Annotated in this window: 15 protein-coding genes; 5 read left to right on the top strand and 10 right to left on the bottom strand. The window is 27.9% G+C overall.

Going from position 1 to position 5,984, the window contains the following annotated elements; all coding sequences use genetic code 11:
* Positions 1–155 precede the first annotated feature (155 nt).
* The 5 genes from GOQ29_RS06045 to GOQ29_RS06025 form a co-directional block, all read right to left on the bottom strand.
* Positions 156–1,256: a site-specific integrase gene (locus GOQ29_RS06045; RefSeq protein WP_203371750.1), complete on the bottom strand. Its 1,101-nt coding sequence runs from the start codon at positions 1,254–1,256 to the stop codon at positions 156–158.
* A 52-nt stretch (positions 1,257–1,308) separates the two neighbouring features.
* Positions 1,309–1,854 carry an ImmA/IrrE family metallo-endopeptidase gene (locus tag GOQ29_RS06040; RefSeq protein WP_203371749.1) on the bottom strand — a complete coding sequence of 182 codons (546 nt, stop codon included), beginning with the start codon at positions 1,852–1,854 and terminating at the stop codon, positions 1,309–1,311.
* 40 nt (positions 1,855–1,894) lie between these two features.
* Entirely contained in the window at positions 1,895–2,191 is a 297-nt protein-coding gene (locus GOQ29_RS06035; RefSeq protein WP_203371748.1) for a hypothetical protein, read from the bottom strand.
* Positions 2,192–2,254: 63 nt separating this feature from the next.
* A complete protein-coding gene (locus GOQ29_RS06030) occupies positions 2,255–2,518 on the bottom strand; it encodes a hypothetical protein (protein WP_203371747.1) in 264 nt (87 codons plus the stop codon).
* 19 nt (positions 2,519–2,537) lie between these two features.
* On the bottom strand, positions 2,538–2,921 hold the full coding sequence (locus GOQ29_RS06025; protein WP_203371746.1) for a helix-turn-helix domain-containing protein: 384 nt from the start codon (positions 2,919–2,921) through the stop codon (positions 2,538–2,540).
* Positions 2,922–3,071: 150 nt separating this feature from the next.
* Between GOQ29_RS06025 and GOQ29_RS06020 the strand changes: the two genes are divergently transcribed.
* A complete protein-coding gene (locus GOQ29_RS06020; RefSeq protein WP_203371745.1) occupies positions 3,072–3,308 on the top strand; it encodes a helix-turn-helix transcriptional regulator in 237 nt (78 codons plus the stop codon).
* Positions 3,309–3,333: 25 nt separating this feature from the next.
* Here the strand turns inward: GOQ29_RS06020 and GOQ29_RS06015 are convergent, their stop codons facing one another.
* The gene (locus GOQ29_RS06015) at positions 3,334–3,672 is read right to left on the bottom strand and encodes a hypothetical protein (protein ID WP_203371744.1); all 339 of its coding nucleotides are present in this window, start codon (positions 3,670–3,672) and stop codon (positions 3,334–3,336) included.
* 83 nt (positions 3,673–3,755) lie between these two features.
* Between GOQ29_RS06015 and GOQ29_RS06010 the strand changes: the two genes are divergently transcribed.
* Positions 3,756–3,893 carry a hypothetical protein gene (locus GOQ29_RS06010; protein WP_203371743.1) on the top strand — a complete coding sequence of 46 codons (138 nt, stop codon included), beginning with the start codon at positions 3,756–3,758 and terminating at the stop codon, positions 3,891–3,893.
* On the opposite strand, the gene GOQ29_RS06005 is transcribed toward GOQ29_RS06010, so the two are convergent.
* Positions 3,894–4,079 carry a hypothetical protein gene (locus GOQ29_RS06005; RefSeq protein WP_203371742.1) on the bottom strand — a complete coding sequence of 62 codons (186 nt, stop codon included), beginning with the start codon at positions 4,077–4,079 and terminating at the stop codon, positions 3,894–3,896.
* A 69-nt stretch (positions 4,080–4,148) separates the two neighbouring features.
* Between GOQ29_RS06005 and GOQ29_RS06000 the strand changes: the two genes are divergently transcribed.
* Positions 4,149–4,286, top strand: coding sequence for a hypothetical protein (locus GOQ29_RS06000; RefSeq protein ID WP_203371741.1), 138 nt, complete (start codon positions 4,149–4,151; stop codon positions 4,284–4,286).
* On the opposite strand, the gene GOQ29_RS05995 is transcribed toward GOQ29_RS06000, so the two are convergent.
* The 3 genes from GOQ29_RS05995 to GOQ29_RS05985 form a co-directional block, all read right to left on the bottom strand.
* Positions 4,283–4,450 carry a hypothetical protein gene (locus GOQ29_RS05995; RefSeq protein WP_203371740.1) on the bottom strand — a complete coding sequence of 56 codons (168 nt, stop codon included), beginning with the start codon at positions 4,448–4,450 and terminating at the stop codon, positions 4,283–4,285. The two genes, GOQ29_RS06000 and GOQ29_RS05995, sit on opposite strands and share 4 nt — an antisense overlap.
* Positions 4,451–4,586: 136 nt before the next feature.
* Positions 4,587–4,844: a hypothetical protein gene (locus GOQ29_RS05990; protein ID WP_203371739.1), complete on the bottom strand. Its 258-nt coding sequence runs from the start codon at positions 4,842–4,844 to the stop codon at positions 4,587–4,589.
* A gap of 13 nt (positions 4,845–4,857) precedes the next feature.
* Entirely contained in the window at positions 4,858–5,172 is a 315-nt protein-coding gene (locus GOQ29_RS05985; RefSeq protein ID WP_252187531.1) for a helix-turn-helix domain-containing protein, read from the bottom strand.
* 149 nt (positions 5,173–5,321) lie between these two features.
* On the opposite strand from GOQ29_RS05985, the gene GOQ29_RS05980 reads away from it, so the two are divergent.
* Positions 5,322–5,522 carry a helix-turn-helix domain-containing protein gene (locus tag GOQ29_RS05980; protein WP_203371737.1) on the top strand — a complete coding sequence of 67 codons (201 nt, stop codon included), beginning with the start codon at positions 5,322–5,324 and terminating at the stop codon, positions 5,520–5,522.
* Between the two features lie 12 nt (positions 5,523–5,534).
* On the top strand, positions 5,535–5,753 hold the full coding sequence (locus tag GOQ29_RS05975; protein WP_350445981.1) for a helix-turn-helix domain-containing protein: 219 nt from the start codon (positions 5,535–5,537) through the stop codon (positions 5,751–5,753).
* The last annotated feature ends 231 nt before the right edge of the window (positions 5,754–5,984 follow it).

Raw genomic sequence — 5,984 nt, 5'->3', positions numbered from 1 at the left:
AGTTCGGGGCGTTAGGAGCGTCCTGGGTGGGTTCGATTCCCACATATTCCCGCCATAGTATTCGAGAGGCTTTCAGCCTCTTTTTTAAATTCAATCAATTTGCAAACAAGTTTAGTAAAAAATGAATTTGCAAACATTATGCAAACATAGACATTTTATTTAAACATTTTTTCTTCTATTTTTTGAGTTGCTTCTTCATTTAAATCGTCCAGGACGTGAGAATAAATATCCATAGTTGTGGATATATTTGAATGCCCTAATCTTTTACTTGCTACTTTAGCAGGAACTCCAGAAGAAAGCATTATAGTTGCATTAGTATGTCTTAGGTCATGCACCCTTAAACCTTTAAATCCATTTCTATTAACAAAGTAATTAAATCTCTTGGAAAAATTATTAGGATTCATCCTATCGCCATTCGGTTCTACAAATACATATTCACTTTCTTTATAATCTTCTATATATAGTTGCATCTCTAAATTTTCTTTTCTTTGCTTTTTAAATAATTCTATAGCTCTATCAGATAGTGGCAAATCTCTTTTACTAGTTTCATTTTTAGGATCCTTTATAACTAGATTGCTATCTTCATCCATTACTAAGTTTCTTCTTATGTGTAATATCTTTTTCTTGAAATCAATATCACTCCATTTAAGACCTAATAATTCGCCCCTCCTAAGTCCTAACATAAGCAGTAATGCTATAGGTATATAGAGCCTATTTCCTTCTAATGTAGCTAATAATTTACTTATATCAGAAGGCTCTAGAACTTTAGCAGTATATTTTTTTGGTTTAGGTGAATTTACAAGGTCGCAAACATTTTGATGTATCATTTGCCACTTTCTCGCATCTTCAAGTGCTTTTCTAAGCAACCTATGATGATTTAGTAAAGTTCTTTCTGATAATTTCTTTTTATTATAATAATCTTGCACCATTAAAGGTTTAAGTTTGGCCAACTTTATTTTACCTAGTGATGGTATTAAATGTTTTTCTATTATAATTGTATATCCAGCTATAGTAGTAGGAGATAGTTTATCCTTATACATATTTAACCAATAGGTTAAGTATTCTCCCAGAGTAGAATCATCTGGAATAACTAATGTATTTGTATTTATTTCATTTAAAACTTTACTAAGTGCCTTCTGTGCTTCTTTTTTTGTTTTATATCCACTGTACCACTTTTGCTTTCTTTTTCCATCCATAGATGGTACATCTACAACAAAACACCATTTCTTTCCTCTTTTTCTTACATGTCCTTGCATTTTAAAACCTCCTTAATAGAATATATGTTCGGTTTAACGATAAAAAATATAACTACTCAACACTAATGTATCCATATGCTTGTCCTTTATTGAAAGCAATATAATCAATATCTTGTCCCCATATAAGTGATAATCTATATTGCATGAAATTATATGTAACATTAAATAAATCAGCTAATTCTTCTACCAGGGCATAGGTATTATCATAAATATCAATATTACTAATAAACTTAATAGGACAGAGCAGATATGCGGACATTCTTTTAGCCTGATTTTCTTGTTTAGTTAGACATACATTCTTAGAATAATTAATTTGATTTCCTATATGTAAAAGAGCATGACAGAATTCTTCTGCAAGCTCTTGGCGATACTCTCTATAATCTAGATTATTATTTATTATTATTATAGCTTTATTCCTTTTTAATATAGTTTTACTATCTTGATTCAAATTAATTACTTTTATATTCTTATATTTTTCAATAATAATATCTAAATTAATATCATATATCTTATTAATTTTATTTATTCCTAAAATCTCATTAGCTTTATCTTGTAAATAATTTATATGTTGCTTAGGTAATAAATCTGCTAAAGTCAATATGGTGATCCCCCTTTATGTTCCGGTTTTAATACTTATTTTATTTTTTTAGTTCAATAATATCTATCCAGTTTTTAGCTGTAACTTCTTCTACTGTACTCATATTTTTATTTATTTTTTCTATCTTGGAATCTAATGTTATATGTCTATTAGCATTATTAGCTTCTACATCATCAAGTTTACTTTCTAACTTGTTAAAGTTATAATGAGTTTCTTCTCTAAAATCATTTAAATCATTTTTCATATTTTTAATCTCATTATTGAGTTTTATAAATTCTTCTTGCATTTCATTATACATTTTGGTTATTAATTCATAGGTTTTATTTTCATTATTCATAGTAATTCCTCCTAGTTTTAATTTTTAAACGTGTTGAATACGACACATTTAATATCAAAGATATTATTTCACCTTTCGAATAATTATCTCTTCCTGCTTAGATACCTGATCTTCTATCCTATCAACTTTTTCATTAAGCTGAGTATATCCATCAAATAAAGACTCTAATTTTTTACCGTGGTCTTGTTCAATTATAGTAACTCTATTTTCAATCTTATCTAGCCTTTCATTAACCTCTTCAAAGCTTTTATCTGTTTTTTTAAAACCTTCTTGTACTTCACCATACATTTTAGTCATTAATTCAAATAATTTATCTTCATTACTCATGTTATATTCCTCCTTAGAATTATTCCTCATCATCCATCTCATCAAATTGCTCATTTAAAAATTCCCATGTCTTAATCAATTGCTTAATTTTTTTCTTAGGAGCTGATTTGAGGTCATGGAATAAAATACTTATTTCTGGATCATTTTTTATTTGTTCAAGTATTTCTAACTCTTCTTCAGTAAGATCATACTCATTGGATGGACTACTAACTCCCATCAATTTGTCAGTACTTGTATTTAAAGCTTTTGCGATATTAATAATTATTTCTGCTTTAGGTTCTCTAAGGTTATTTTCATATCTAGAAAGAGTAGCCTCTGTAATTTGAGCTTTTTCTGACAATTCTTTTTGTGTCATATTCAATTCAATTCTTCTAGATTTAATTCTATCACCAATAGTTTGCATATTTTTCCTCCTAAATAACTCTTACCAATATTATAAGACATAAGTAAAAAAAGAAAATAAAAATTACCAAAAATATAAATTACCTATTGACAACTTACCAATTGGCATGGTAAGATTAAATTACCAAATGGTAATAGTGGAGGTGAAGAGATGAATAGTAATAAATTAAAAGGTACTAGGGTATCCAAAAATTTGACACAGAAAGAAATAGCAGAAATTCTAAGGATGAATGTAAAAACATACAATAGAAAAGAGCTTGGTATGGTAGATTTTACGACTAGTGAGATATTAAGTGTTGCTAGCACTTTAGAGATGAATTTAAGCTTAGTGAATGAAATTTTTTTTGATAATGAAATTACCAATTGTATAAATGGAAGATCAGCATAGGAGGTGAGATTTTATATTGAAGTTTTTAATTGGATTTATTCTTGGAATTGTCATTTATAAGTTTTTCTATAATTTCTATTGCACACATAAAAGCAAATAAGGAGAATAATAAAAGCATTGTTGACATTGAAACAAGAGATACGGCAAGAAATGAGTCACCTTCTATATGAAATCTCCAGATAATCAAAACTAAAGAAAGTGGAAAACACAAATAGAATTGTTTTTTTATCTTGCTAATATCTTTTGATGCAATATCTCTAGTATCTTTTATATCGGAATTAGTGCTTTTGAAAATATTTTTTATCCATTCAAACATTAAAGCTGATATAAGACCGGTGATGATTCCAATTAATAAGTCATTCATAAAATATACCTCCATTCTTAACAGTATTTTATAAGAGTTGAGGTAAAAAAACAACTTACATTCGGCATAGAGGAGGTGAGAGAATGGAAAAAGAAAAATTTGATTTAATAGTAAATGAATTATATGAATCATTGAAAGTAAAAGAAGTAACTTATGCAGAAGCAACAGAAGTATTAAATAAATTAAGAAATAAATTATATGCTTCTGCAAAGTTAAAGTAGTTATTCAAGTTTCTCATAAATAGCTTGAATAATATTTTCTGATTTAGATGATGAGTTGCTAATTTCTTGAATGTTAAATTTAATTAAGCATCCAACATATTCGTCGTGGAAATTGCATTCATCTATACAATATTGGTAGTTCATTTTACTAGACATAAATGGACATATTTTAGGTTTATCACTCATAAGTAGCACCCCCTTTTAGAAAATTATACCACAAGGGGACTAAACCATATAGCGTAGGAGGTGAGAGATGTGGATTATAAAAAGATATTAGAAGAACAAATAAAATTATTAGTTGAAGAAAATGAAAAAAGTGTTGACCCTGAACAAGCTAGAAAGAATGTTGAGACCATTTTTAATCTAGTAATCTTCATTACAAATAATTTTTAATCATCATTTTCTTTAATTGATGAATAAATAATTTTATACATTTCAGCAATATTTTCAGCTGTTCTGTTATTTATATCATAGCGAGTAGTACATTTGTCATTAGGAACCAAAAGTCTTTCCATAGCTCTTAAAGTTAGTTGTAATGCTATATCTGATTTTTGCACTTTATCACCTCCTTCATAGGTGATAAGTTCAGGGTCAAAAATATTATATCATAACAGAAACAAATCACACAGCGTAGGAGGTGAGGAGAGTGGAACAGCTAATTTGAAGAGGCAAATAGACTGAATATACTCCAGCCTATTTAGTAGATCTAATATTTCTTTTAATACTGAATAAGTCTTGTTTAGTTTCATATTCTTGATGTTTTAGAAACTCAACATCATCAGATATTTTGTCTAATTTAGTATTTGCTTGAGTTCTAAATTCAGTTAGGTTGGCAGTTTGTTCAGTAATGGAATCTACCTTAGTTTTAATTTCTTTTGTGTCAGATTCTATATTGTTAATTTGATTTTGCATTTGAGTCAATAATTGAAGTATTTTTTCTTCATTGTTCATATATAGCACCTCCTTATTTTAAAGCTTTTAAGAACTGTGTAAGTATAGTAAGTTGTTCAGGAGTTAAATCTTTAGCATTGTAAAGAAGTTCTTTAAGTTCAGGAGTAAGAATAGAATCGCTTTCAATTTCATTATCAAAGAAACTTGACAAGCTAATATTGAAATAGTCACAAAAATTAATAAGCAATTTTATAGAGGGTAAGGAGTTTCCGTTTTCTATTTTAGTTAACGTTGATGGATTTATGTTTAGACCATCAGCCAACTTATTAGCAGATAAGTTATTAGACATTCTTATCTCTCTAAATCTTAAACCAATATCAATATTCATAATAACATAACCTCGCTTAATGTGAATAATATTCATCTTTAATTATAGCAATAAAGTAGAATAATTAAAATACTGAATATAATTCCGCATTTTATATTGACATACTGAATTATAATCATTATAATAGTAATTACAAAGGAGTGAAATTCATGATAGGTGAAAATATAAAACATAACAGATTGAAACTTGGGCTAACCCAAAGTGAATTAGCTGAAAAAATAAATAAAACATCAACTTTAATAACTAAAATTGAAACAAATAAAGCTAATCCATCAATAGATACATTAATGAAAATAGCAAAAGCTTTAGGAGTAACAATAGCAGAATTGTTAGACGAGAAATCAGCGTAGGAGGTGAGAGGTGTGGAAAAAGAGATAAAAGAGATGGAAAAAGCGAAAGAAATGAATAATGTAAGAAAATTAAAACCTTTAGTATATAACGTATATGAGCTTATGGAGGTATTAGATATAAGTCAAAGTAAAGCTTATGAGTTAGTAAATAGTGGAGAGATAAAAGTTAAAAGAGTAGGTAGAAGAATATTGATACCTAAGTCATCAGTAGAAAGATATTTAAATGCATAAGAAAAAAATGAAGGGAGGTGCCTTTATATGACACCTAGTAAGAAAAGAGTTATAGCTAATTATGTAGGTAAGGTTAAGGATATGCCAGTTTTTAAGGAAAGAAATTAATTACTTATTAATTATATTTTATAACGAAAGGAAGGTAAAAGGAATGAACAATAAGTGCAAAAGTATCTATCAATTAGCTAGAGATATTGCAGGTTTAACTCAAAAAGAAGCAGCTGAGAGGAT

This window comes from Anaeromonas gelatinilytica (genome assembly GCF_016820635.1).
Taxonomy (GTDB): domain Bacteria; phylum Bacillota; class Clostridia; order Tissierellales; family SIT17; genus Anaeromonas; species Anaeromonas gelatinilytica.
This window is presented reverse-complemented; position numbering and strand designations above follow the sequence as displayed.

What these genes read in the sequence shown, in the direction of transcription:
- GOQ29_RS06030 (WP_203371747.1), bottom strand. Translation starts at nt 2,518, where the DNA reads ATGAGTAATGAAGATAAATTATTTGAATTAATGACTAAAATGTATGGT.
- GOQ29_RS05980 (WP_203371737.1), top strand. Translation starts at nt 5,322, where the DNA reads ATGATAGGTGAAAATATAAAACATAACAGATTGAAACTTGGGCTAACC.
- GOQ29_RS06010 (WP_203371743.1), top strand. Translation starts at nt 3,756, where the DNA reads ATGGAAAAAGAAAAATTTGATTTAATAGTAAATGAATTATATGAATCA.
- GOQ29_RS06025 (WP_203371746.1), bottom strand. Translation starts at nt 2,921, where the DNA reads ATGCAAACTATTGGTGATAGAATTAAATCTAGAAGAATTGAATTGAAT.
- GOQ29_RS05990 (WP_203371739.1), bottom strand. Translation starts at nt 4,844, where the DNA reads ATGAACAATGAAGAAAAAATACTTCAATTATTGACTCAAATGCAAAAT.
- GOQ29_RS06005 (WP_203371742.1), bottom strand. Translation starts at nt 4,079, where the DNA reads ATGAGTGATAAACCTAAAATATGTCCATTTATGTCTAGTAAAATGAAC.
- GOQ29_RS06035 (WP_203371748.1), bottom strand. Translation starts at nt 2,191, where the DNA reads ATGAATAATGAAAATAAAACCTATGAATTAATAACCAAAATGTATAAT.
- GOQ29_RS06015 (WP_203371744.1), bottom strand. Translation starts at nt 3,672, where the DNA reads ATGAATGACTTATTAATTGGAATCATCACCGGTCTTATATCAGCTTTA.
- GOQ29_RS05985 (WP_252187531.1), bottom strand. Translation starts at nt 5,172, where the DNA reads ATGAATATTGATATTGGTTTAAGATTTAGAGAGATAAGAATGTCTAAT.
- GOQ29_RS06020 (WP_203371745.1), top strand. Translation starts at nt 3,072, where the DNA reads ATGAATAGTAATAAATTAAAAGGTACTAGGGTATCCAAAAATTTGACA.
- GOQ29_RS06045 (WP_203371750.1), bottom strand. Translation starts at nt 1,256, where the DNA reads ATGCAAGGACATGTAAGAAAAAGAGGAAAGAAATGGTGTTTTGTTGTA.